General features: G+C 74.0%; 22 protein-coding genes and 1 other RNA gene. 12 read left to right on the forward strand and 11 right to left on the reverse strand.

The window, feature by feature from the left end; genetic code table 11:
- Positions 1–110 precede the first annotated feature (110 nt).
- Positions 111–1,865, forward strand: a complete 1,755-nt coding sequence (locus RMN57_RS12355; RefSeq protein ID WP_313763445.1) for an NAD+ synthase — start codon at positions 111–113, stop codon at positions 1,863–1,865.
- A gap of 13 nt (positions 1,866–1,878) precedes the next feature.
- Here RMN57_RS12355 and RMN57_RS12360 read toward each other — a convergent pair whose 3' ends face one another.
- The 3 genes from RMN57_RS12360 to RMN57_RS12370 all read right to left on the reverse strand — a co-directional run bounded on the left by RMN57_RS12360 (position 1,879) and on the right by RMN57_RS12370 (position 5,843).
- Positions 1,879–2,835: an endonuclease/exonuclease/phosphatase family protein gene (locus RMN57_RS12360; RefSeq protein ID WP_380236088.1), complete on the reverse strand. Its 957-nt coding sequence runs from the start codon at positions 2,833–2,835 to the stop codon at positions 1,879–1,881.
- A 546-nt stretch (positions 2,836–3,381) separates the two neighbouring features.
- A complete protein-coding gene (locus RMN57_RS12365; RefSeq protein ID WP_313763447.1) occupies positions 3,382–4,011 on the reverse strand; it encodes a TetR/AcrR family transcriptional regulator in 630 nt (209 codons plus the stop codon).
- A gap of 173 nt (positions 4,012–4,184) precedes the next feature.
- Positions 4,185–5,843, reverse strand: coding sequence for a DHA2 family efflux MFS transporter permease subunit (locus tag RMN57_RS12370; RefSeq protein ID WP_313763448.1), 1,659 nt, complete (start codon positions 5,841–5,843; stop codon positions 4,185–4,187).
- 372 nt (positions 5,844–6,215) lie between these two features.
- On the opposite strand from RMN57_RS12370, the gene panB reads away from it, so the two are divergent.
- The 3 genes from panB (at position 6,216) to RMN57_RS12385 (ending at position 9,130) form a co-directional block, all read left to right on the forward strand.
- Positions 6,216–7,085 carry a 3-methyl-2-oxobutanoate hydroxymethyltransferase gene (gene panB, locus RMN57_RS12375; RefSeq protein WP_313763449.1) on the forward strand — a complete coding sequence of 290 codons (870 nt, stop codon included), beginning with the start codon at positions 6,216–6,218 and terminating at the stop codon, positions 7,083–7,085.
- 216 nt (positions 7,086–7,301) lie between these two features.
- Positions 7,302–8,324: an ATP-binding cassette domain-containing protein gene (locus RMN57_RS12380; protein ID WP_313763450.1), complete on the forward strand. Its 1,023-nt coding sequence runs from the start codon at positions 7,302–7,304 to the stop codon at positions 8,322–8,324.
- Positions 8,321–9,130 (forward strand): ABC transporter permease, encoded by an 810-nt coding sequence (locus tag RMN57_RS12385; RefSeq protein ID WP_313763451.1) that lies wholly within the window; start codon positions 8,321–8,323, stop codon positions 9,128–9,130. The genes RMN57_RS12380 and RMN57_RS12385 overlap by 4 nt, the downstream gene beginning before the upstream one ends.
- Before the next feature lie 124 nt (positions 9,131–9,254).
- Here RMN57_RS12385 and RMN57_RS12390 read toward each other — a convergent pair whose 3' ends face one another.
- Positions 9,255–12,674 (reverse strand): BTAD domain-containing putative transcriptional regulator, encoded by a 3,420-nt coding sequence (locus RMN57_RS12390; protein ID WP_313763452.1) that lies wholly within the window; start codon positions 12,672–12,674, stop codon positions 9,255–9,257.
- 172 nt (positions 12,675–12,846) lie between these two features.
- Between RMN57_RS12390 and RMN57_RS12395 the strand changes: the two genes are divergently transcribed.
- Positions 12,847–13,674, forward strand: a complete 828-nt coding sequence (locus RMN57_RS12395; RefSeq protein WP_313763453.1) for a site-2 protease family protein — start codon at positions 12,847–12,849, stop codon at positions 13,672–13,674.
- A gap of 57 nt (positions 13,675–13,731) precedes the next feature.
- Here RMN57_RS12395 and RMN57_RS12400 read toward each other — a convergent pair whose 3' ends face one another.
- The gene (locus RMN57_RS12400; RefSeq protein WP_313763454.1) at positions 13,732–13,917 is read right to left on the reverse strand and encodes a hypothetical protein; all 186 of its coding nucleotides are present in this window, start codon (positions 13,915–13,917) and stop codon (positions 13,732–13,734) included.
- Positions 13,918–14,083: 166 nt separating this feature from the next.
- Entirely contained in the window at positions 14,084–14,776 is a 693-nt protein-coding gene (gene npdG / locus RMN57_RS12405) for an NADPH-dependent F420 reductase (protein ID WP_313763455.1), read from the reverse strand.
- A gap of 47 nt (positions 14,777–14,823) precedes the next feature.
- Here npdG and RMN57_RS12410 point away from each other — a divergent pair, with 47 nt between their 5' ends.
- The gene (locus RMN57_RS12410; protein ID WP_313763456.1) at positions 14,824–15,423 is read left to right on the forward strand and encodes a hypothetical protein; all 600 of its coding nucleotides are present in this window, start codon (positions 14,824–14,826) and stop codon (positions 15,421–15,423) included.
- 103 nt (positions 15,424–15,526) lie between these two features.
- Positions 15,527–16,201, forward strand: a complete 675-nt coding sequence (locus RMN57_RS12415; protein WP_313763457.1) for a GNAT family N-acetyltransferase — start codon at positions 15,527–15,529, stop codon at positions 16,199–16,201.
- Between the two features lie 128 nt (positions 16,202–16,329).
- Here RMN57_RS12415 and RMN57_RS12420 read toward each other — a convergent pair whose 3' ends face one another.
- The gene (locus RMN57_RS12420; RefSeq protein WP_313763458.1) at positions 16,330–16,563 is read right to left on the reverse strand and encodes a hypothetical protein; all 234 of its coding nucleotides are present in this window, start codon (positions 16,561–16,563) and stop codon (positions 16,330–16,332) included.
- Between the two features lie 129 nt (positions 16,564–16,692).
- Between RMN57_RS12420 and map the strand changes: the two genes are divergently transcribed.
- Positions 16,693–17,538: a type I methionyl aminopeptidase gene (gene map / locus RMN57_RS12425; RefSeq protein ID WP_313763459.1), complete on the forward strand. Its 846-nt coding sequence runs from the start codon at positions 16,693–16,695 to the stop codon at positions 17,536–17,538.
- A gap of 123 nt (positions 17,539–17,661) precedes the next feature.
- On the opposite strand, the gene RMN57_RS12430 is transcribed toward map, so the two are convergent.
- On the reverse strand, positions 17,662–18,363 hold the full coding sequence (locus RMN57_RS12430; RefSeq protein WP_313763460.1) for a bifunctional DNA primase/polymerase: 702 nt from the start codon (positions 18,361–18,363) through the stop codon (positions 17,662–17,664).
- Positions 18,364–18,805: 442 nt separating this feature from the next.
- On the opposite strand from RMN57_RS12430, the gene RMN57_RS12435 reads away from it, so the two are divergent.
- Entirely contained in the window at positions 18,806–19,036 is a 231-nt protein-coding gene (locus RMN57_RS12435; RefSeq protein ID WP_313763461.1) for a hypothetical protein, read from the forward strand.
- Positions 19,037–19,065: 29 nt separating this feature from the next.
- Positions 19,066–19,269: a hypothetical protein gene (locus RMN57_RS12440; RefSeq protein WP_313763462.1), complete on the forward strand. Its 204-nt coding sequence runs from the start codon at positions 19,066–19,068 to the stop codon at positions 19,267–19,269.
- A 70-nt stretch (positions 19,270–19,339) separates the two neighbouring features.
- Here RMN57_RS12440 and RMN57_RS12445 read toward each other — a convergent pair whose 3' ends face one another.
- On the reverse strand, positions 19,340–20,005 hold the full coding sequence (locus RMN57_RS12445; RefSeq protein WP_380236069.1) for a PadR family transcriptional regulator: 666 nt from the start codon (positions 20,003–20,005) through the stop codon (positions 19,340–19,342).
- A gap of 216 nt (positions 20,006–20,221) precedes the next feature.
- On the opposite strand from RMN57_RS12445, the gene RMN57_RS12450 reads away from it, so the two are divergent.
- Positions 20,222–20,620, forward strand: a complete 399-nt coding sequence (locus RMN57_RS12450; RefSeq protein ID WP_313763464.1) for an ACT domain-containing protein — start codon at positions 20,222–20,224, stop codon at positions 20,618–20,620.
- 158 nt (positions 20,621–20,778) lie between these two features.
- Positions 20,779–21,036, forward strand: coding sequence for a Prokaryotic metallothionein (locus tag RMN57_RS12455; protein WP_313763465.1), 258 nt, complete (start codon positions 20,779–20,781; stop codon positions 21,034–21,036).
- A 21-nt stretch (positions 21,037–21,057) separates the two neighbouring features.
- Here the strand turns inward: RMN57_RS12455 and rnpB are convergent.
- Both rnpB and RMN57_RS12465 read right to left on the reverse strand, forming a co-directional pair.
- Positions 21,058–21,455, reverse strand: an RNA gene (rnpB, locus tag RMN57_RS12460) — RNase P RNA component class A.
- A gap of 13 nt (positions 21,456–21,468) precedes the next feature.
- Entirely contained in the window at positions 21,469–22,941 is a 1,473-nt protein-coding gene (locus RMN57_RS12465) for a DHA2 family efflux MFS transporter permease subunit (protein ID WP_313767801.1), read from the reverse strand.
- Between the last annotated feature and the right edge of the window lie 32 nt (positions 22,942–22,973).

Here is a 22,973-nt window from a genome sequence, read left to right on the forward strand (position 1 = left end):
GAAACCACCTGGGAGCGACTGTTCCCCATCATGGCGGATCCCCGCCCCGCGGGGCAGTGGTGACCCCCCACCCGGGACATTGCGTCAGATAGACGATTACACTCGGGGCCATGCCCAATCTCCGTCTCGCCCTGAGCCAGACCGACCCCTGGGTCGGCGACATCGCACGCAACAGCGATGAGGTGGTGCACTGGACCAAGCGGGCCGCCGAGGCCGGCGCCCAGCTGGTCGCCTTCCCCGAGATGGCCCTCACCGGGTACCCGGTCGAGGACCTCGCCCTGCGCCGTTCGTTCGTCGAGGCGTCCCGGTCCGCGCTGGTCGAGCTCGCCGCCCGGCTGGCCGCGGAGGGGCTGGGCGAGCTGCCGGTCGTGGTCGGCTACCTCGGCCGCTCCGACCAGGCCTCGCCGCGGTTCGGCCGCCCGGCCGGCTCGCCCCAGAACTGCGCCGCCGTACTCCACCGGGGCGAGGTGGTCACCCGGTTCGCCAAGCACCACCTGCCCAACTACGGCGTGTTCGACGAGTACCGCTGGTTCGTCCCCGGCGACCAGTTGCCGGTGCTGCGGCTGCACGGCGTGGACGTCGCGCTCGCGATCTGCGAGGACATCTGGCAGGACGGCGGCCGGGTCACCGCCGCCCGCGAGGCCGAGGCCGGCCTGCTGCTGGTGATCAACGGCTCCCCGTACGAGCGGAACAAGGACGACGTCCGGCTGGAGCTGGTCCGCCGCCGCTCCGCCGAGGCGGGCTGCCCGCTGGCGTACGTCAACATGGTCGGCGCCCAGGACGAGCTGGTCTTCGACGGCGACTCGATCGTCGTCGCCCCGGACGGCGAGGTACTGGGCCGCTCCCCGCAGTTCGAGGAGCACCTGCTCGTCCTCGACCTGGACCTGCCGGCCGCCAGCAGCGACCACACCGACGGGCTGCTGCTCAGCGACGGCCTGCACCTGGTCCGCACCGAGCTGGACGGCGAGGCCCGGCCGGCCCCGGCCGGGCCGCTGCGCGCCGAGGTGGCCCCGCGGGTCTCCGACGAGGCCGAGATCTGGGCCGCGCTGGTCTCCGGCACCCAGGCGTACGTGCGCAAGAACGGCTTCCGCTCGGTGCTGATCGGCCTCTCCGGCGGCATCGACTCGGCCCTGGTGGCGGCCATCGCGGTGGACGCGATCGGCGCGGAGAACGTGTACTGCGTCTCGATGCCGAGCCGGTACTCCTCGCAGCACTCCCGGGACGACGCCGCCGAGCTGGCCCGCCGCACCGGGCTGAACTTCCGGACGGTGCCGATCGCCCCGATGTTCGACGCCTACATGGCGGCCACCGAGCTGACCGGCCTGGCGGAGGAGAACCTGCAGTCCCGACTGCGCGGCACGCTGCTGATGGCGATCTCCAACCAGGAGGGGCACATCGTGCTCGCGCCCGGCAACAAGAGCGAGCTGGCGGTCGGCTACTCCACGCTGTACGGCGACTCGGTCGGCGCGTTCGGCCCGATCAAGGACGTCTACAAGTCGCTGATCTTCCGGCTGGCCAACTGGCGCAACGAGGAGGCCGAGCGGCGCGGCGAGGTGCCTCCGATCCCGGAAAACACCATCACCAAGCCGCCGTCCGCCGAGCTGCGGCCGGACCAGAAGGACACCGACTCGCTGCCCGACTACGACCTGCTGGACACCGTGCTCGACCTCTACGTCGAGGGCGACCAGGGCCGGGACGCGATCGTGGCCGCCGGCTTCGACCCGGCGGTGGTGGACCGCGTCGTCCGCCTGGTCGACACCGCCGAGTACAAGCGGCGGCAGTACCCGCCGGGCCCGAAGATCTCGGTCAAGGGCTTCGGCCGGGACCGCCGCCTCCCGATCACCAACCGGTGGCGCCGGGGCTGAGCCCGCGGCCGGGTCAGTACCGGTAGGTGGCGGCCACCGCGAGGTGGTCGCTGCCGTCCCGGCCCAGGGTGCGGGAGTCGGTGGGCTTCAGACCGCCCTTGCTCATGATCTGGTCGATCCGGGCCATCGGGAAGGACGCCGGCCAGCTGAAGCCGAAGCCGTCGCCGGCCGCGCCCTGGGCCGAGCGCATCTGCGAGGTGATCGGCGCCAGGCTGCGGTCGTTCATGGTGCCGTTGAGGTCGCCGAGCAGCAGGACCTTCTTCAGCTGCTCGGCCTCGATCGCGTCGCCCAGCGCCTGGGCGCTGGCGTCGCGCTGGCTGACGGTGAAGCCGCCCTCGGCCCTCAGCCGGACCGACGGCAGGTGCGCCACGTACACCGCGACCGGGCCCTGCGGGGTGGCGACCTGGGCCCGGAACGCCCTGGTCCAGCCCATCTTGATGTCCACCACCGAGACCCCGCTGATCGGGTACTTGGACCAGAGGCCGACGGTGCCCTCGACGGCGTGGTACGGGTAGGCGTCGGCCAGCCCGGTCTCGTACCCGCGCAGCGGCCTGCCGGCCAGCTCCTGCAGGGCGACGATCTGCGCGCCGGAGTCCTTGAGCAGCTTCACCGTCCCCTGGGCGTCGGTGTTGGCCGCGGCCACATTGTGGCTGACCACCGTGAAGTCGCCGGTGCCGCCGCTCTTGTCGCTGAGCAGGCCGCCGAACATGTTGAACCAGATCAGGGTCGGCAGCAGCAGGGCGATCAGCGCGGTCGCCGAGCGGCGCAGCAGCGCGGGCACCAGCAGCACCGGGACGGCCAGGCCGAGCCAGGGCAGGAAGGTCTCCAGCAGGCTGCCGAGGTTGCCGACGGTGTTGGGCACGTCGGCGTGCAGGCCCAGCAGGGCCGCGGTGAGCAGGGCGAGGGCGGCGACCGCCAGGCCGCGCCGCCAGGTGGTGCTGCCCCGGCCGTCCCGGCCCCAGTGGCGCAGGCCCAGGAACCCGCCACCGGCGGCCGGGCCGTCGGGACCGGGACGCGGGCCATCGGGACCGGGATGCAGGCCGTCCGGACCGGGACGCGGGCCATCGGGACCGGGATGCAGGCCGTCCGGACCGGGACGCGGGCCATCGGGACCGGGATGCAGGCCGTCCGGACGCGGGCCGTCGGGACCGGGACGCGGGCCGCCCGGACGCGGGCCGGAGCCGCCGTCGGCGCCCGGGCCGTCAGGACGGGAGCCGGAGCCACCGTCGGCCGGGCCGCTGCCCCCCGCCTCCGGTGCCGTCGCCCGGTCCGCCCTGTCCGCCTGCGCCATGCCGTGGCTCCCGTCGTTCGTGCCGTCTGCCGGTCCGGCCCGCTGCGCCGCCGACGGGGCGGGCGGGGCGCCGGACCGGTGCCGGTTTGATCGGATTCCCGGCTCAGCCTATGCCGGGACAGACGCCGGTCCGGTGGAGCGGGTTCCGGCGTGGCCCGCTTTGGTGAGCCACGCCACGGCGGGTGCGCCGGGGGCGCACGGCGGGAGGCGGGAGGCGGCGGCGGCTCAGCCCCGGGCGGCCGGGCCGCCCAGGCCCTGGAGCAGGGCGTCGACCATCTTGACGGCCAGCGCCGGGTCCTCCAGGTCGGAGTCGTCCCAGAGGACGCTGCGGGCGAGGATCGGGCCGACGAGCAGGTCGCCGACGAGGTCCTCGTCGAGGTCGGAGCGGAGCTCCCCCTCCTCGATGCCGCGGCGGACGAGCTCGCGGGCGGCCTGCCGGCGCGGCTTGATCACCCGCTCGCGGTAGGCGGCGTGCAGCTCGGGCGAGCTGTGCATCTGGCCGAGCGCGGCCTTGAGCACCCAGCGGGAGCGCTTGGCCAGGCCGCGCAGCCGCATGTACTCGATCATGGCGACCAGGTCGCCGCGGACCGATCCGGTGGCGGAGGGGAGCGGCTCCTCCAGGCGGCTGACCATGTCCACCAGCAGCGCCTCCTTGTTGGGCCAGCGCCGGTAGATGGTGGCCTTGCCGACGCCGGCCGCGGCGGCGATGCCCTCGATGGTCAGCTCGGGCAGGCTGGTGCCGCCGGCCATCAGCTCCTCGACCGCGGCGAAGATGGCCTGCTCCGCGGCCTCGCTGCGGGGGCGGCCCCGGCGCGGGGCGGCGCAGTCCGACGTGGCCGTGGTGTCGGTGGTCATCGCCGCTCCCGTCTGCCCGGCCGCTCGCGTGCGCGCGGCGCCGTCTCCCACTCCCGAACCTCCCGATTGTCGTCCGCGGCCCCGGCTCCGGGAAGTACCGGTACGACCGCGGCCCTGCCCGCACGGAGGGATCCGGACGGGCAGGGCCCATTGTCGCTCAGCGCAGCCGCTGGTCAGGCGCGCGCCGGGGCCGCCGGACGGGACTTCTCGGCGAGGTCGGCCGCCGGCACGGGTCCGGCCTGCCCGTCCTGCGCCGTGCCGGGCGCGGCGCCCGGGCCGCCCGGTCCGGCGGCCGGCACCCGGCCCGGGAGCAGGAACCAGGCCAGCAGCGCGCCGACCATCGTGATGCCGGCGGAGAGCCCGGCCACCACGTGCATCGCGCTGATGAAGGAGTCGTTGGCCGGGCCGACCAGCCCGGCGCCCTGCGGGCCGAGCCGCCCGGCGACGGCCAGGGTGGCCTCCAGGGACTCGCCGGCCTTCTCCCGCAGTGCCTCGGTCGGCAGCGCGTCCAGCTTGTCGGCGATGCCGTCGCGGTAGACGGTGGAGAGCACCGCGCCGAGCACGGCGACCCCGAGCGAGCCGCCGACCTGGCGGAAGGTGTTGTTGATGGCGGAGCCGGCGCCGGCCTTCTCGCGCGGCAGCGAGCCCATGATGGCGACCGTGACCGGCGGCATGACGTGCGCCATACCGGTACCCATCAGCAGGCCGAGCACCACGAGCACCCAGATCGGGGTGTCGGTGTCCAGCGTCAGGTAGCCGAGGAAGCCGACCGCGATCAGCGCCATGCCGCCGGCGCAGGTGGCCCGGACGCCGAAGCGGTCCACCACCAGCCGGGCCCGCGGGGCGAACAGCAGCTGGGCGACGGCCAGCGGCAGCATCAGCACACCGGCCTGGAGGGCGCTGTAGCCGCGCACGCTCTGGGTGTAGAAGACGCCGAAGAACGAGACGCCCATCAGGGCGAAGAAGACCACGCCGACGACGGCCACCGAGGCGCTGAAGACCCGGTTGCGGAACCAGGTGACGTCCAGTGCCGGGTGCGCGGTGCGGCGCTCGAACCAGACGAAGGCGGCCAGCGCCGCGGCGCCGACCAGCATCGGCACCCAGGCCTCGGGGGAGGTGAAGTCGGCGAGCTCGCCGCCCTTGATGATGCCGAAGATCAGGGCGACCAGGCCGATGATCGAGAGCAGCACGCCGATCGGGTCGAGCCGGCCCGGGTTCGGGTCCTTCGACTCGGGCACCAGCAGCACCATCGCGACCAGCGCGACGATCACGATCGGAACGTTGATCAGGAAGACCGAACCCCACCAGAAGTGCTCGATCAGCACGCCGCCGGTGATCGGGCCGATGGCGATGGCCAGGCCGACCGCGCCGGCCCAGATGCCGATCGCCTTGGGCTGCTCGGCCCGCTCGAAGACGTTCATGATGATGGCCAGCGTGGCCGGCATCGCCAGCGCGCCGCCGACGCCCATCAGCGCCCGGTAGCCGATGAGTTCACCGGGCGAGGCGGCCAGCGAGGAGAGCAGCGAGGCGACCCCGAACACCGCCATGCCGGCCAGCAGGGCGCGCTTGCGGCCGAACCGGTCGCCGAGCAGGCCGGCCGTGAACAGCAGGCCCGCGAAGACCAGGGTGTAGGAGTTGATCGACCATTCCAGGTCGCTCTGGCTGGCGCCGATGCCGGTGGGCGCCGGGGACGCGATGGTCTTCATCGCGACGTTGAGGATCGAGTTGTCCAGGACGACGACGAGCAGGGCGAGCACCAGCGTGCCCAGGATCGCCCAGCGCCGGCGGTGGATGGCTTCCGGCACCCGTGGTGGTGCGGCTGCAGTGGTCATGGCGGTCTCCCCGTCCGTGGTGGCGTGACACTGGCGGGTATTTCCGAGCCGATGGCGTCTCGTAACCCCCGGAGGGAGCCTAGCGCCATTTTCGATACGAGACGAATCCGTTTCGTAAAACGTAAGCAAAGAACGGGCCGTCCCCGGCGAGCGGCGGTCGGGCGCGCGGTCGGGCGCGCCGACCCCCGCGCCGACCCGCGCGCCGACCACCGAGCCGCCCGGTGTGCCGACCTCCGAGCCGCCCGGTGTGCCGCAGATCGCACCGGCACGGCGGCACCCCTCTTTGCGCCCGTGCCGGGGCGTGCAAGCATGGAGGTGATCCGGGGACGCCACACGGCGCCACGAGACGACAACCCTTCAGGAGCCTGTTCGATGAACGCTTCTTCGCCCTCGCCTGCCCAGAACCAGGCGTCGACCGCCACGCTCTACGGCGGGGTCACCAGCCGCCGCGTCACCGTCCGCGACCTCGCCGCCGCCAAGCAGCGCGGCGAGAAGTGGTCGATGCTCACCGCCTACGACGCCCTCACCGCGGGCGTCTTCGACGAGGCCGGCACGCCCGTGCTGCTGGTCGGCGACTCGGCCGGCAACTGCCACCTCGGCTACGAGACCACCGTCCCGGTGACCATGGATCAGATGGTGATGCTCTCCGCCGCCGTCGTCCGAGGCACCAAGCGGGCCATGATCGTGGCCGACCTGCCGTTCGGCTCCTACCAGGAGTCCCCCGCGCAGGCCATGCACAACGCCGCCCGGCTGATGAAGGAGGCCGGGGTCGGCGCGGTCAAGCTGGAAGGCGGCGAGCGCAGCGCCCGGTCGATCGAGCTGCTGGTCGAGGCCGGCGTCCCGGTGATGGCGCACATCGGGCTCACCCCGCAGTCCGTGCACGCCCTCGGCGGCTACCCGGTCCAGGGCCGCGGCGACGAGGCGGCGCACCAGCTGCTCCGCGACGCCAAGGCGGTCCAGCAGGCCGGCGCCTTCGCCGTCGTCCTGGAGGCCGTGCCGGCCGAGCTGGCCGCCCAGGTCACCGAGCAGCTGGCCATCCCCACCGTCGGCATCGGCGCGGGCGTGGGCACCGACGCCCAGGTGCTGGTCTGGACCGACTTCGCCGGCATGACCGCGGGGCGGGTGCCGAAGTTCGTCAAGCAGTACGCCAACCTGCGGGCCGTGCTCGGCGAGGCCGCCCGCGAGTTCGCCGAGGACGTCCGCTCCGGTGCCTTCCCGGCGCCCGAGCACACCTTCCACTGACGGTCCCCGGACCGCCGGACCGGGCCCCGCTCCCCTCCCAGGGGGCGGGGCCCCGTCGTGTCCGGGCCCGGCCTCGCCCGGGGCCGCGCCGAGGGCCCACCGTCTCCGGGCCCCGACAGCGGGATGACAGCGAGGTGACAGCGCGCCGCCGGTGCCCCGCCCGCCCCCGCCCGGCGGTGACAGCCCGCTGACAGCCGGGCCGGACAACCTGAGGGCATGACACCAATCGCCACCGCCCCGAACGACCGGGGGCGCACCGCCGGCAACGCCGTCGAGGTCCGCGGCATCGTCAAGCACTACGGCACCACCAAGGCCCTCGACGGGGTCGACCTCACCGTCCGCGAGGGCACCGTGCTCGGCGTGCTCGGCCCCAACGGCGCCGGCAAGACCACCCTGGTCCGCATCCTCTCCACCCTGATCAAGCCGGACGCCGGCACCGCGTACGTCGGCGGCTACGACGTCCTGCGCCAGCCCAAGCAGCTGCGCCGCACCATCGGCCTCACCGGCCAGTACGCATCCGTAGACGAGATGCTCTCCGGCTACGAGAACCTCTACCTGATCGGCCGGCTGCTCGACCTCTCCCGCAAGGACGCCAAGGAGCGCGCCGCCGAGCTGCTGGAGCGGTTCTCGCTCACCGACGCCGCCAAGCGGGTCGCCAAGACCTACTCCGGCGGCATGCGCCGCCGGCTCGACCTGGCCGCCAGCATGATCGGCCGCCCCCGGGTCCTCTACCTGGACGAGCCCACCACCGGCCTGGACCCGCGCACCCGCAACGAGGTCTGGGACGAGGTGCAGCGGATGGTCGCCGACGGCTGCACCGTGCTGCTCACCACCCAGTACATGGAGGAGGCCGAGCAGCTCGCCGACGAGCTGACCGTGATCGACAAGGGCCGGGTGATCGCCTCCGGCGGCGTCGCCGAGCTCAAGGCCCAGGTCGGCGGCCAGACCCTGCAGATCCGCCCGGTCCACCGGGCCGAACTGCCCGAGATGGCCCGCTGCCTGCACGGGACGGGCATCGCCGAGGCCACCTTCTCGGCGGACACCGGGCTGCTCTCGGTGCCCATCACCGGCGAGGAGCAGCTCACCGCGGTGATCCGGGTGCTCGGCACCCGCGGCTTCGCCGTCGCCGGGATCGACACCAAGGTGCCCAGCCTGGACGAGGTCTTCCTCACCATCACCGGAAAGTCCGCGGCCGCCGCGGTGCCCGCCCCGAGCCTCGCCAAGGAGCCCGTCGCATGACCACCGCCACCGCCGCCACCCGGGTGGAGGACTCCCGGATCGACCTGGCCGGCCACCTGCGCCACATCGGCGCGCTGACCCGCCGCAACCTGATGCGGATCAAGGCGGACCCGGAGTCGATGTTCGACGCCGTGCTGATGCCGATCATCTTCACCGTGCTGTTCGTCTACGTCTTCGGCGGCGCGATCTCCGGCGGCCAGGACGCCTACAAGCAGTACATGATCCCCGGCCTGCTCGGGCAGACCGGCATCACCCTGGCGATGGCCGTCGGCACCGGTCTGAACAGCGACTTCCAGACCGGGGTGATGGACCGCTTCCGCACCCTGCCGATCGGCCGCGCCGCCGTCCTGCTTTCCAAGATCGCCGCGGAGACCTGCCGGGCGCTGCTCTCCTTCGCCATCCTGATCGGCTTCGCGCTGATCCTCGGCTTCGAGGTGAAGACCGGACCGCTGGAGGTCCTGGCCGCGATCGGGCTCTCGCTGGTGTTCGGCATGTCGATCGTCTGGATCTCGATGCTTCTCGGCATGGCGCTGCGCAGCGCCCAGGCCGTCCAGGGGGTCGCCATGCTCGTCCTGATGCCGCTGCAGTTCGGCAGCTCGATCTTCGCGCCGACCGACACCATGCCGGGCTGGCTGCAGTCCTTCACCAAGGTGAACCCGCTCTCCGCGCTCGCCGACGCCTGCCGCTCGCTGCTCAACGGCGAAGGGGCGCTGGCCCACCCGGTGCTCATCGTGCTGGGCTGGTCGGTCGGCGTCACCCTGGTCTTCGCCCCGCTCGCGGTGGCCCGGTTCCGCAAGCGGACCTGAGCCGGCCGTCGCAGCCACCGGAACCGCCGGTCGGCCGGCCCCTGGGGACGGGGGGTCGGCCGGCCGGCTTTCGGCCGGCCCACCCGCGGGCCGACAGGCCGGCAGTACGTCAGTACGTCAGTCTTCAGGCCAGCAGGTTGTCGAGCAGGGAGCTGGTCTGCGGCAGCGACAGGCGCACACCCTCCGCGTAGGCGACCTCGAACGCCTCGTCACCGAGCAGGGCCCGCAGGCTCGCCTCGGCGGCCGTCAGCTCGACCCGGTCCAGGTAGCCGCCCTTCGGCCCGTTCAACTCGGTGTGCGCACCGAGCAGCACGGCCGCCTTGCGGGCCGCGACGAGGTCGTGGTCGCGCTCGGCGAAGACCCGCAGCACCCCGGCCGCCGGGGGGACCAGCATGACCGACAGCTGCTCCGCGAAGCCGCTGCCCTCGGGCGGCACCGCGCGCAGCAGCCGCCGCCCCTCGTCCAGGATTTCGAGCCCCCGGTCCGGATCGCCGGCCCGCGCGGTGATCCAGCCCCGGGTGACCGTCAGCATCCCGCCGACCAGGTCGGGGGCGAAGGTCCCGATCCGGCTTCTGGTCCAGTTCACCCGGTCCAGCTCGGCCAGCGCGTCGTCGTAGGCACCGCGCTGGGCGCTGATCCCGCAGAGCATCAGGTGCCCGAAGAGCAGTGCGCCGTTGGCCGCCTGGATCTCGCCGGGATCGATCATGTCCAGGGCCTCGCGGATGTACCGCTCGCCGGCTTCGAGGTCCTGTTCGAGCATCGCGCTGCCGAGGTGCACCCTCAGCATCGGCACCTCCTGCGGCGCGTCCAGCTCCTCGGCCAGCTCGATCGCCCGCTGGTAGGCGGCGACCGCCTCCACGGACCGGCCCTTGTTCGCCAGCGCCTCGCCGTGCGCCGCGTACGCCTGGGACATCCCCCACCGGTCGCCGATCCCCCGGTACAGCTCCAGCGACTCCTCGCCGTCCCGGAGCGACTGCTCCAGCCCGCCGGGCCAGTCGTTCATCGTCTTGGCCCGGATCTGCAGGACGAACGCCAGGTCGACAGCGCGGCCGTGGCGGCGACAGCCCTCCACGGCCTCCTCCATCAGATCGCGCATCACGTCCAGCCGGCCGGCCAGGAAGGCGGCGAACACCCGCATCACCCCCGGGAACCGGTAGCTCTGCGGGAGGTCCGGGGTGTAGGCCTCCAGCAACTGCCGGGACACCCGGAGCGCGTCCCGGTCGGCCAGCACGTCGAGGTTCCCCTCGAAGAGCCCGACCAGCCGGAAGATCTCCAGCTGCCGGCGCGCCTCGGCCGCCACCCCGGGCGGCATCGGCACCCCGTACTCCAGGACCTGCCGCTCCAGCGGCTCCGGCCGCGGGCCCGCCGGGTCGAACGGGTCCGGACCGAGCGCGCGCACCGCGTCGTACCAGCCACGGGCCTCCAGACTGAAGCCGCGCAGCGACCAGTACCAGCTCATCCCGAGCGCGAGGGCCAGCCCCTCCTGCTCCTCGCCGCGGTCCACCGCCCTGCGCAGCGCGGCCCGGATGTTGTCGTGCTCGCGCTCCAGCACCGCCAGCCAGCGCAGCTGCTCCGGGCCGTGGACGTGCTGGTCGGCGGTGCGGACCAGCTCGCGGAAGTGCACCAGGTGGCGGCGCTCGACCTCGGCCCGCTCGGCCGCCTCGGCCAGCCGTTCCTCGGCGTACTCGTGGATGGTCTCCAGCATCCGGTAGCGGGACGAGCCGTCCCCGCCCAGGTCGGCCACCACCAGGGACTTGTCGGCCAGCGAGAGCAGCTGGTCGGCGACCTCCTCACGGGGCACCTCGACGTCGTCGGCGCATATCGCCTCGGCGTCCTCCAGCGTCCAGCCGCCGGCGAACACCGACAGCCGACGCAGCACCGCCCGCTCCCGCTTGCCGAGCAGCTCCCAGCTCCAGTCGACCACCGCGCGCAGGGTCTGCTGGCGGGGCAGCAGGGTGCGGCTGCCGCCGGTGAGCAGCGCGAACCGACCGTCCAGGCGGTCGGCGATCTGCCGGGCCGTCATCACCCGCAGCCGGGCGGCGGCCAGCTCGATGGCGAGCGGCAGGCCGTCCAGCCGCCGGCAGATCTCGGCGCAGGCCTCGGGCTCGCGCTGCGGGTCGAACCCGGGGCGCGCGGCGGCGGCGCGCTCGGCGAGCAGGCGCAGCGCGACCGGGTCGGGCAGCGGCTCCACCGGCAGCACGGTCTCACCGGGGACGCCGAGGGGTTCCCGGCTGGTGGCGAGGACGGTCAGGCCGGGGCACTCGGCGAGCAGCCGGTCGGCGAGGTCGGCGGCGGCCTGGATCAGGTGCTCGCAGTTGTCCAGGACGAGCAGCATCCGGCGGTGGCCGCAGTACTCGACGAGCCGGCGCAGCGGGTCCTCCGAGCGGGGTTCGATGACCTCGGCGACCATGCCGCCGGTGTGCAGCACGGTCTCGCGCAGGCCGAGCGCGGAGACCACGGCGGCGGGCACCGCGGACGGGCTCTCCAGCGGGGCGAGCTCGGCCAGCCAGACGCCGTCCGGCCAGTGACCGGCCGCCTGCTCGGCACGGCCGGCCTCGACGGAGAGCCTGGTCTTGCCGGAGCCGCCGGGGCCGGTCAGGGTGACCAGCCGACTGCCCGTCAGGGCGCCGCGCAGGGCGGCGAGGTCGTCCTCGCGGCCGACGAAGCTGGTCAGACGGGTGCGCAGGTTGCCCGTGCTGCGGGTCGGCTGCGGCGCGGCGGCCGGGGCGGCGGCGGTGGCCGTGGCGACGGTGGCCGGCGACTGCGGCGCGGCGGCGGGCCCGGGGACGGTCGGCGCGGCCGGGGCCGGTCGGGCCGCCGGGGGGTGGTCCGCGGGGGCCAGCAGCTCCGCGTAGAGGGCCTGGAGCTGACGGCCCGGGTCTACGCCCAGCTCCTCCGCGAGGGTGCGCCTGGTCCGCTCGTAGTGGCGCAGCGCCTCGGCGGTGCGCCCGCTCTCGTGCAGCGCCCGGACCATCAGGTACTGCACCGGCTCGTCCAACGGCTGCCGGTCGCAGAGCTCGGCGAGCTCGGCCACCAGCTCAGCCGCCCGGCCGAGGCCGAGGTCGGCGAGGATCCGGTGCCGGTGCACCTCCTCCCGCTGGGTCTCCAGCCGGGTGGCCGGGCCGCTGCGGTCGGGCAGGTCGGCGAGCACGGGGCCGCGCCAGAGCGCCAGCGCGGCCCGCAGCCGCTCGGCGGCGGGCCCGTGGTCGCCCTCCTCCAGCGCCCGGCGCCCCTCACCGGCCAGCCGCTGGAACTCGCCGAGGTCGGTCCACGGCTCGGTCAGCCAGTAGCCGGCCGGCCCGGAGCCGACCTGGTCGCGGCCGATGGTCCGGCGGAGCCGGCCGACCAGGGTCTGCAGGGCGGCCGACGCGTCCTGCGGCGGCTCGGCGTCCCAGACCTCGTCCACCAGCAGGTCGACCGCCACCGGCCGTCCCTGCCGCAGGACCAGCGCCGCGAGCAGCGCCCGCAGCCGGGCCCCGCCGAGCGGGACCGGCGTGCCGTCGTCGTGGTGGGCCGTGGTGGTGCCGAGGATGCCGTAGTGCACCCGCCCATTCTGGTCGATGGGCGCGGCCGGCACGCACAATTGTCCGGGCCCCACCGGGGCGCGGAACCCCGCGCGGGGCGCCGTACGTTCACCCGGGACGGCTTGTCCGGCGACCGGCCGGCCCGGCATGATCGGTCCCTGCCCCCTCCCCCAGACCCCGGAGCACCCACTCATGACCTTCGCCGCAACGCAGCGCTCGCGCAGCGAGGACCGCCGGATCAGTCCGGTGTTCTGGGTGCTCCTCGCGATACTGGGCACGTCCGGCTGGGCGGTCTACTCGGGGTACGGCAACGCCCGGTTCGGGGTGTTCCTGTTCGTGGTGGCCGGCTGGATGGTCTCGCTCTGCCTCCACGAGTACGCGCACGCCCGCACCGCGCTGCACGGCGGTGACCTCACCGTCGGCGCCAAGGGCTACCTGACGCTCAACCCGCTCAAGTACGCCAACATCCTGCTCAGCTTCGTGCTGCCGATCGTCTTCGTGATCCTCGGCGGCATCGGTCTGCCCGGCGGCTCGGTCTGGATCGAGCGGCACCGGATCCAGGGGCGGCTCAAGCACAGCCTGATCTCGGCGGCCGGCCCGCTGGTGAACCTGGTCTGCGCGGCGCTGCTGCTGGTCCCGGTCGGCGCGGGCTGGCTGGACGACCCGGCCACCCCGGTCGAGTGGCACGGCGCATCGCTGGCTGGGATGCCGTACTCGCCGCTCACCTGCGCCTTCGCCTTCCTCGGCCTGCTCCAGCTGAGCGCGGCGCTGCTGAACCTGCTGCCGGTGCCCGGCCTGGACGGCTACGGCATCGTCGAGCCGTGGCTGTCGTACAAGACCCGGCGGGCGGTCGAGCCGTTCGCGCCGTACGGGATGCTGGCGGTGTTCGCGCTGCTCTGGCAGCCCGAGGTGAACCGCTTCTTCTTCGACGCCGTGTACGGGCTGATGCACCTCTTCGGCGTGAGCGACGACGCCTTCGCCGCCCTCGGCCACGACCTGTTCCGCTTCTGGCAGGACTAGGGACCTGTCCGGCGGAGGCACCCCCAGGGGGCCTGAAGGCCGCCAGCCGGGCCGGGCTCAGCCCTGCTCGGCGGCGGCCTTCGCCAGCTTCGCGCGGCGCAGGTTCATCCAGACCACGTTGCTGGCGATGCCGGCGAGCGGGAGCCAGATCAGGCCCCAGTAGTTGTCCTTCACCACGGAGATCACCGCGGCGGCCAGCGCGAGGACGACGACGATCGCGGCGAAGAGGGACGTGCGGGGCATGGTGGCTGGCTCCTAGCGCGGGCTGACGGTCGGCCCCCATTGTCGCCGACCTCACCTCCGGAACGGGTCCAGGGGTGAGGTCGGCGGCCGGCGCGTCGCCGGGACCCGCCGTCCCTGGGTGCCCGGCGCGGGAGCGACCGGCCTCGGACGGCGGGCGGGACCGGCCTCAGACGTCGGTGATCCGCAGGCCGGCGTGGGCCTTGTACCGGCGGTTGACCGAGATCAGGTTGGCCACCAGCGACTCCACCTGGTGGGCGTTGCGCAGCCGGCCCGCGAAGATCCCGCGCATCCCCGGGATCCGCCCGGCCAGCGCCTGCACCACGTCGGTGGCGGCGCGCTCCTCGCCCAGCACCATCACGTCGGTGTCGATCCGCTCGATCGACTCGTCCTGGAGCAGCACCGCCGAGAGGTGGTGGAAGGCGGCGGTGACGCGGGAGTCCGGCAGCAGCGCGGCGGCCTGCTGGGCGGCGCTGCCCTCCTCCGGCACCAGCGCGTACGCGCCCTGCTTGTCGAAGCCGAGCGGGTTGACGCAGTCCACCACGATCTTGCCGGCCAGCTCCTCGCGGAGGGCGGTGAGGGTGGCGGCGTGCCCCTCCCAGGGCACCGCGACGATCACGATGTCGCTCTCGCGCGCGGTGGTGGCGTTGTCGGCGCCGCGCACGCCGAGGCCGAGTTCGGCCGCCGAGGCCTCGGCGCGCGCCGCGTCGCGGGAGCCGATGATCACCTGCTGGCCCGCCTTGGCCAGCCGGTGGGCGAGCCCCCGCCCCTGGTCGCCGGTGCCGCCGAGGACGCCCACCACCAGCTGCGAGACGTCGGGCAGCTCGTGGGCCGGGTTTGTCGCTGAATCGAGGGAAGTCATGGGCCGATCCTGCCAAACCGCGGGTGGGCCACGACATTCTGTCGCCCATGGACGCGGTGAGAGTTTCGGCACTCCGTGAGCGGCTCGCCGGCACCGGCTGGCTGGAGGCGGCCGGCGGCTTCGCCGGATCGCTGCGCCACGCGGTCGACCGGCGGGGCTCCGCCGGGCTGCTGCTGGTCGGCACCGAGGCGTACGAACCCTGGCACCTGGCCGCCCACCTCGCGGACGAGGCCGCCTGGTCGGACGCCCCCCGGCTGGCACCCACCCTGCTGCGGCACCGGGTGCCGGCCCGCGCCCCGGCCCATCTGGCGTACGGCCTGCGCCGGCTCGCCGCGGCCGGGCGCGGATCGACGGTGCTGGTGGTGGCCCCGGCGGCGGCCGGGGAGCAGTTGCTGGAGCGGGTGCAGGACGCCCGGCGCGGCGGGGCCACCGTGCTCGCCCTGGACGGCGCCGCCGGGCCGACCGAGCTGGCGGCCCTGGCGCACGAGCGGCTCGCGGTCGGCACCGCCGAGGAGGAGCCGTTCGACCTCGCCCAGCACCTGGTCAGCACGGCCGCTGGGCACTCCCCGGCGCGCCGCTCGACGCTCGCCCGGCTGGCCGACCTGGCCGGCCGGCTGACGGCGGGGCCGACGGTCGGTCGCTGGTAGCCGACCGGTCACCCCTCCCGGAAAGTAAGTGACACTTAGCGGCTGGGGTTATTACACTGTTCCTCGGCCCGGGCGTCCGGGCCGTCGAACGGGAGGGATGGCCGTGCTGGAGATCACGTCGGAGAACGTCGTCCGGAGCTGGGTCGACGGATGGATATCCTCACGGGCCGCCGCACCGGCCGTCGTCGAGCCGTGGGGCTACACGGTCGACGTCGGCCTCAGCGGCCACGTCACGCGGCACGTGTTCGACGCCGTCGGCGACGCCGTGCGGGAGGAGGACGTCCGCAAGGTCGCCGGCGCCGTCCGCGCCGAGGGGACCTGGCTCAAGATCTTCGCGGACCCGGCCGTCACCTCGCCCTGGCTCGGCCCGGAGTGGTGGATCGACGACGAGCCCGGCTACCTGATGACCGCCCCGCTCGCCCCGGCGCCCGCCCACCGGCTCACCGCCCCGGACGGCTACCGGCTGCGCACCTGGTCCCGCGGCGGCGTGGTCCGCACCCTGGTCACCGCGGCGGACGGCGCGCTGGCGGCCCGCGGCCAGATCGCCCCGACCGGCGCCACCGCCGTCGTCGACCAGATCGAGACCGCGCCGGAGCACCGGCGCCGCGGCCTGGGCAGCCTGGTCATCCGGACGCTGGCCACCGCGGCGTACGAGCAGGGCGCCCAGACCGGCGTGCTGGCCGGCACCCCGGACGGGCACGCGCTCTACACGGCTCTCGGCTGGCGGGTGATCGCCCCGCTGACCAGCGCCACGTACCGGGGCGAGCAGTCCGGCTGACGGCCGCTCGGACCCGGGCCGGTCGGACCGTCAGCCTGTCGGCTCGTCAGCACGCCGGCACGCCTTCTCGCCGGCACGCCTTCTCGCCGGGGGGAGGGTCGAGGGACGGGCGCCCCGGGGCCGAGCCACTACTCGGTGCCGTCGTCGGCCGCCGGCCGGTCGCTCCAGCGCGGGTCGTTCTTCCACTCGCGATTGCGCTCGTCGGCGATCTCCAGCGCGTGGGCGGCCTCCTCCCGGCTGGCGTACGGCCCGAGCCGGTCCTTGGCCGGACACTCGGGGCCCTCCTCCACCTTGGCGTGCTTGATGCAGTAGAACCACTCGCCGGGCTTGCCGGTGGGCTTGCGGTGGAACCCGAGGGGCATGGCGGTCTCCCGTCCGTTGGGTGCGTCGCACCGACCGGCCGAACCGATCGGTCGTACCGATCATTCCCCGGAGCGGGGCCGCCCGCACACCACCGGGCGGGGCGGGACCCGGCGGCTAGACTCGCGGCCATGGCTCTCGAACCCGGCATCCAGTCCCCCACCCGCAAGGTCCCGGCGCACATCGTCCGCCCCGAGTACGTCGGACGACCCGCGCCGGCGCCGTACACCGGGCCCGAGGTGCAGACCGCCGAGACCGTCGAGAAGATGCGGATCGCGGGCGGGATCGCCGCCCGGGCGATGGAGGAGGCCGCCAAGCTGATCGCGCCGGGCGTCACCACGGACGCCCTGGACGCCGTCGCCCACGAGTACATGTGCGACCACGGTGCCTACCCGTCCGACCTCGGCTACCGGGGCTTCCCGAAGTCGATCTGCACCTCGATCAACGAGGTGATCTGCCACGGCATCCCGGACTCGACCGTCCTCCAGGACGGCGACATCGTCAACATCGACGCCACCGCGTACATCCACGGGGTGCACGGCGACCTCAACGCCACCTACCTCTGCGGCGACGTGGACGAGGAGTCCAAGCTGCTGGTCGAGCGGACCCGCGAGGCGCTGAACCGGGCGATCAAGGCGGTCAAGCCCGGCCGCCAGATCAACGTGATCGGCCGCGTGATCGAGTCCTACGCCAAGCGCTTCGACTACGGCGTGGTGCGGGACTTCACCGGGCACGGCATCAACACGTCGTTCCACTCCGGCCTGATCGTCCCGCACTACGACAGCGAGCGGGCGACCGAGGTGATCAAGCCCGGGATGACCTTCACCATCGAGCCGATGCTGACCCTGGGCACCTACGACTACGAGATCTGGGCCGACGGCTGGACGGTCGTCACCAAGGACCGCAAGCGCACCGCCCAGTTCGAGCACACCCTCGTCGTCACGGCGGACGGCGCGGAGATCCTCACCCTGCCGTAGCCGACCGGCGGGCGGCGAGCGGCTGCACGAACACGAGAAGGCCCGGTCGTTCCCGCCCGGGCCTTCTCGATTCCGTCGGCGGGTCCTTGAGTGCAGGACCACGCCGGCCGGCCGATCGGACGGTCAACCGATCAGCCACTGCTCCTCGGCCACCGCGCCCACCTCGGTGCAGGCGTCGGTGAGCACGTCCAGCACCCGCAGCGGGTCCGGCAGCGGCTGGTCGGGCCCGTGCAGCCAGCGGACCGCGGAGCCGTCCGGCAGCGCGGCCGGCGGCAGCAGGGTGTACGAGCCGCGGCAGTGCCAGCGCAGCCCGGGGTGCTCGGACATCGTGTCCGGGGTGGAGTCCAGGGCGCTCGGCCACCACTCGTCCTCGTCCACCGGGGTGCCCCGGGTCGCGGTGAAGAAGAGGTAGCGGTCCTCGCCGACGGCCGCCACCGGGCCCTCGACGCCCAGCGCGGTCAGCCGCTCCAGCGCCAGCCGGCCCGCCTCGGCGGGCACGTCCAGCACGTCGTGGACGCGGCCGGTCGCGGTGACGAAGTTGGCCTGGGGGTCCCGGGAGAGCCAGCGGGCGACCTGCTCGGGGTCGGTGGTCGCTTGGGTCTGCCAGGCGAAGGAGACCGGGTGCTGGGCCGGCGCCGGACAGGCGACGCGGTCACAGGAACACCGGTGGCCGGCCGGATGTGCGGCCGGTGCCAGCGGGAAGCCTGCGCGCACGGCGCCCAGCAGCTGGTCCAGTCGGGCTGCGGGGCTGTCCGCGTCGGCCGACCGGGCCCGCTGACGATCACGCCTCTGCCACCAGGTCGTCCACCTGCCGCCGGCTTCCATCGGGCCCCTTCCGCGCATTGCCGTGCCTGGTGTGACACAGCATTCGACGTACCACTCCGACGCAACGCGCGGCGCCCCCCGCTGCTTCCCGGGGCGGTGCTCGGCCCTGCTGTCCGCGCCCTGTCGGCCGGAGCCGGGGTTGCCGGACGGCCGACGCCCGGGTCACGGTACGGAGTCGCGGCAGCACGCAGGCGGCGGCTCGGCGGCCCGACGGGCACACGGACGTGCGCCTCACCCGGCCCGTACGGGGCCCGCTGACCCGGGTGAACCCCGAGGGCGTACAGGAAGGATAAGGGTGCGCGGGGCCTCCGGATGACCGGGGGCGGTGCCTCTCCGGTCACACTCCCGGCACGCCCACGTCACAAGGCCTCCCCCGGGCGGCACAGGCCCTCCCCGGACCGCCTCGCGACCGTTCGCGCGGGCGGGGTGAGACCCTGGTGGGGTGAAGAGCACGGACACCGCATTCGTCGGCGGCCCCCTGGACGGCCGGATCCTCCCGATCCCCCTGGGGCCGATGTACGGCGTGCCCAAGACCTACAAGGTGCCGGTCCCCGCGCACGGGGACACCCCCGCGCGCACACTGGTGTACGTCCGCGCCAAGCAGCTGGACGGCGTCCGCTGGTTCTGGCGCTACGAGTACGACGAGGCGGCCACCGCCCGCGCCTCCGGGTGACGACCGCCGCTCCCCCCGGGAGGACGGCCATGGCGAGGACCGCACGCCACCAGCAGTCCAGGAGCCGGTCCGCGGCGGCGAGGCACCACAACCGGCAGGCGGCCGCCGTCACCGGCGCCCTGCTCGTGGTGGTCAGCCTCTACAGCGCGGTGATCGGCCCGAACGGCTGGCTCTGGTTCGGCTGGACGGTGCTGCTGCTCGCGTGCGCGGCGCTGTTCGCGATCCGCGCCTGAGCAGCCGCACCGTCCGCGCCGCCGGCCGCCCGCACCCGCGGCCGGGTCCTGCGAATCCCCCCTCGGGCCGTCACTCGTCCTCGGCGAGGATCAGGTACAGCTTCTTGCGGGCCTCGTTGAGCACCGCCAGGCCCTTGGCGCGCTGCGCCTCCGTGCCCGTCGTCATCACCTGCCGGATCGCGTGGTCGACGGCGCCGAGCGCCTGGCCGACCTCCTGCACGGCCTCCCAGTCGACCTCCCGGCCGGCCTCCGCCCACGGCTCCGCGGGGCCCGCCTCGGCCTCGGCCCGGCCCGCCTCGGTGAGCGAGACCAGCCGCTTGCCGCCGACCTCCTCGGCCGTGATCAGGCCCTCCTCCTCCAGCAGCTGGAGGTTGGGGTAGATCGAGCCGGGGCTCGGCCGCCAGGCGCCACCCGTCCGCTCGGTGATCTCGGCGATCATCTCGTAGCCGTGCATCGGCCGCTCCTTGAGCAGCGCCAGCAGCGAGGCGCGCACGTCGCCGCGCCGCGCCCGCCCGCCGCGCCGGCCGCGCGGCCCGTGGCCGCGCCCGCCGTGCCCGCGGAAGCCGGGACCGAACGGCCCGCCCATCGGGCGCCCGGGCCCGAACGGCGGCGGCCCGAAGGGGCCGAACGCCCCCCGACCCTCGAAGCCCTCCCCGGGCATGCCCACGAACTCCGGCCCCGGGCCGCGGCGCCGTCCGCCACGGGGGCCCTCCTCACGAAAACGTCCTGAGCGCATGACGCTCACCTCCGTTGTGTCTCTGATCGTCGACCGGCGCCCGCCGGCCGACCTGTCGGTCATCGGGACCTCGACGCGCACCGGGCAGTCGCCCGGACAGTCGAGTAACTGTCTCGATAACTCGACGATATATCGGTGACTATCGCTCGTCAACGGTTTCCGACACAGCCGCCCGACAACCCGGCGCGCGGGCGGTCGGCCGCTACGGTGGCGGGCATGGCCGGTGAACGAGATCTAGCGACGCTGCTGCGCGGGATGCGCCCGCTGCTCAACCCGGGGCGGTACGTCTACTGCTCGCTCCCGGCGAAGGTGCCCGCCGGGATGCGGCCGGTGGTGACGGTCGCCGAGCCCGAGGGCGTGACGGTGGTGGTGGCGCAGGAGGAGGCCGACTCGCTCGGCCTGCGCTACGAGTACGTGGCCGCCTGGATCACCCTGCAGATCCACTCCGCACTGGAGGCCGTCGGCCTGACCGCCGCCGTGGCGGGCCGGCTGGCCGAGGTGGGGATCAGCTGCAACGTGGTGGCCGGCTTCCACCACGACCACCTGTTCGTCGCCGCCGAGGACGCCGAGCGGGCCGTCGCGGCCCTGGAGGAGCTCTCGGCCGTGTCCGGCTGAGCCGCGCCGGGCTCGGGGAGTACGGCCGGCCGGGCCGGGCGGGGGCATCCGCCCGCGGGCGCGCTCCGAGTGGCCGGTCCCGGGGGCCGATCCGACACTGGGAAGGGCTGAGCGCCCACCCGGTCGGTCAGCCCCACACCGGAAGGGAGACGGCCACCATGGCCATCTGCGTCACCTGCGGCAACGACTACTGGCTCGCCTTCGAGATCAAGACGATCACCGGCGACACCTACACCTTCGACAGCTTCGAGTGCGCGATGGAGAAGCTGGCGCCCCGCTGCGAACAGTGCCAGGTCCGGATCGTGGGCCACGGCGTGGAGGTGGCCGGCCGGTTCTTCTGCTGCGCCAACTGCGCCCGCGTCAACGGCGGCCTCGGCGACCAGATCCGCGACGCGGTCGGCGCACACCCGTCCTGACGGGCAGTCGGGGGGAGGGGGCGGAAGAGTCGGCCTGTACGCCGGGTTCTGTCTCCCGGGTTGCTTGCGCGGCCCGGGGAGGCGGCCATCCATCTAGGGCTGCCGTTGCCGACAGCCTCGTGCGGTCTACCCGCGGACTCGGGCGAGCAGCCCTCGGACATCCGCGCACGGTGCCCGAGGGCACCGATCTTGACCTTGCTCCAGGTGGGGTTTACCGAGCCGGCCGGGTCACCCCGGTCGCTGGTGGTCTCTTACACCACCGTTTCACCCTTACCCGCTGCCGAAGCGGCGGGCGGTCTGTTTTCTGTGGCACTGTCCCGCGGGTCACCCCGGGTGGGCGTTACCCACCACCCTGCTCTGTGGAGCCCGGACGTTCCTCGGCGGGTCCTGGGACCCGTCGCGACCGCCCGGCCGGCTCTTCCGCCGTAGTGGTCATGGTAGCCGCTCGGGCGGCGCCTCCCGTACGCCGGGCCGGGCGGTGGGCGGCTCGCCGCCGAGCCGGGCGGCCACCCGGGCCGCAGTGCCGGTCGCCCAGGCGGTCGTGGTGACCAGGCCCAGGACGAGGATGGCGGCACCGAGTCCGGCCACGATCCACCAACCCGCGTGGCTGGCCGGGGCGAAGCCGGTGAGCACCGGGCCGATCACGGCCGAGGTGACCACGGTGCCGATCACCGCGACGCCCAGCGACTGGCCGACCTGCCGGCTGGTCGAGGCGACCGCCGCGGCCACCCCCGCCTGGGCGCGCGGCATCCCGGAGACGGCGGCGTTGGTGATCGGCGCGTTGACCATGCCGAAGCCGAATCCGAAGAGCGCGTAGGCGACCAGCAGCAGCGCCGCCGGGGAGTCCGCGGACAGCCGGGTGAGCAGCACGCCGCTCGCCGCGAGGCCCAGGCCGGCCGCGACCAGCGGGCCGCGCGGGCCCCGGCTGCCGACGATCCGGCCCGAGACCGGGGCGCAGACCAGCATCATCCCGGCCATCGGCAGCGTCCACAGGCCCGCCTCGACCGGGCTGTAGCGGCGGACGTCCTGCAGGTAGATGGTGTTGAGGAAGAGGAACCCGCCGAGCGCGGCGAAGGCGCAGACCGCGGTCACGGTGGCGCCGGTGAACGGCGCGCTGCGGAAGAACCGCGGATCGACCAGCGGCTCGGCGACCCGCCGCTCCCAGAGCGGGAAGGCGACCAGCGCGGCCAGCGCCGCGGCGGCCAGCCCGATGATGAGCGGGGAGGTCCAGCCGTGCTCCGGGCCCTCGATGATCGCGGCGGTGCCGCAGCCGAGCATGACCACCATCAGCAGCTGCCCGACCGGGTCCAGCCGGCGGGCCCGGGGTGCGCGCGACTCGGGCACGTAACGGGCGGTCAGCAGGCAGGCGGCCAGGCCGACCGGAACGTTGATCAGGAAGATCGACGGCCAGCCGGCCCCGTGCACCAGGAACCCGCCGAGCAGCGGGCCGAGCGCCATCGAGATGCCCACCACGCCGCCCCAGACGCCGATCGCCTGGGCCCGCTCGCGCGGTTCGGTGAAGGTGTTGGTGATGATCGACATCGCCACCGGGTTGAGCATCGAGCCGCCGACGGCCTGCAGCGCGCGGAACACCACCAGCCACTCCAGGCTCGGCGCCAGGCTGCAGAGCAGCGAACCGAGCACGAAGAGCAGCAGGCCGGTCTGGAACACCCGGCGCCGCCCGAAGCGGTCGGCCACCGAGCCGAACAGCATCAACAGCGAGGCCAGCACCAGGGTGTAGGCGTCGATGACCCACTGCAGACCGGAGGCCTGGGCGCCCAGGTCCTTCTGGATCTCCGGGAGCGCGATGTTCACCACGGTGTTGTCGAGGCCGACGATGAACAGGCTGAGGCAGCAGATCGCCAGGATCAGCAGCCTCCGGCGCCGGCCGGGGGCAGGAGCCACGGAGGCGGGGACGGCGGCGGACGCCGCGGAGG

This window comes from Kitasatospora sp. CM 4170, assembly GCF_032110285.1.
GTDB lineage: Bacteria > Actinomycetota > Actinomycetes > Streptomycetales > Streptomycetaceae > Kitasatospora > Kitasatospora aburaviensis.

Bases quoted from the DNA above. Each gene is read 5' to 3' on its own strand.
- npdG (WP_313763455.1), bottom strand. From the start codon at position 14,776: ATGACTTCCCTCGATTCAGCGACAAACCCGGCCCACGAGCTGCCCGAC.
- RMN57_RS12445 (WP_380236069.1), bottom strand. From the start codon at position 20,005: ATGCGCTCAGGACGTTTTCGTGAGGAGGGCCCCCGTGGCGGACGGCGC.
- RMN57_RS12450 (WP_313763464.1), top strand. From the start codon at position 20,222: ATGGCCGGTGAACGAGATCTAGCGACGCTGCTGCGCGGGATGCGCCCG.
- RMN57_RS12400 (WP_313763454.1), bottom strand. From the start codon at position 13,917: ATGCCCCGCACGTCCCTCTTCGCCGCGATCGTCGTCGTCCTCGCGCTG.
- RMN57_RS12380 (WP_313763450.1), top strand. From the start codon at position 7,302: ATGACACCAATCGCCACCGCCCCGAACGACCGGGGGCGCACCGCCGGC.
- RMN57_RS12440 (WP_313763462.1), top strand. From the start codon at position 19,066: ATGGCGAGGACCGCACGCCACCAGCAGTCCAGGAGCCGGTCCGCGGCG.
- RMN57_RS12455 (WP_313763465.1), top strand. From the start codon at position 20,779: ATGGCCATCTGCGTCACCTGCGGCAACGACTACTGGCTCGCCTTCGAG.
- RMN57_RS12410 (WP_313763456.1), top strand. From the start codon at position 14,824: ATGGACGCGGTGAGAGTTTCGGCACTCCGTGAGCGGCTCGCCGGCACC.
- RMN57_RS12355 (WP_313763445.1), top strand. From the start codon at position 111: ATGCCCAATCTCCGTCTCGCCCTGAGCCAGACCGACCCCTGGGTCGGC.
- map (WP_313763459.1), top strand. From the start codon at position 16,693: ATGGCTCTCGAACCCGGCATCCAGTCCCCCACCCGCAAGGTCCCGGCG.
- RMN57_RS12385 (WP_313763451.1), top strand. From the start codon at position 8,321: ATGACCACCGCCACCGCCGCCACCCGGGTGGAGGACTCCCGGATCGAC.
- panB (WP_313763449.1), top strand. From the start codon at position 6,216: ATGAACGCTTCTTCGCCCTCGCCTGCCCAGAACCAGGCGTCGACCGCC.
- RMN57_RS12420 (WP_313763458.1), bottom strand. From the start codon at position 16,563: ATGCCCCTCGGGTTCCACCGCAAGCCCACCGGCAAGCCCGGCGAGTGG.
- RMN57_RS12370 (WP_313763448.1), bottom strand. From the start codon at position 5,843: ATGACCACTGCAGCCGCACCACCACGGGTGCCGGAAGCCATCCACCGC.
- RMN57_RS12365 (WP_313763447.1), bottom strand. From the start codon at position 4,011: ATGACCACCGACACCACGGCCACGTCGGACTGCGCCGCCCCGCGCCGG.
- RMN57_RS12430 (WP_313763460.1), bottom strand. From the start codon at position 18,363: ATGGAAGCCGGCGGCAGGTGGACGACCTGGTGGCAGAGGCGTGATCGT.
- RMN57_RS12395 (WP_313763453.1), top strand. From the start codon at position 12,847: ATGACCTTCGCCGCAACGCAGCGCTCGCGCAGCGAGGACCGCCGGATC.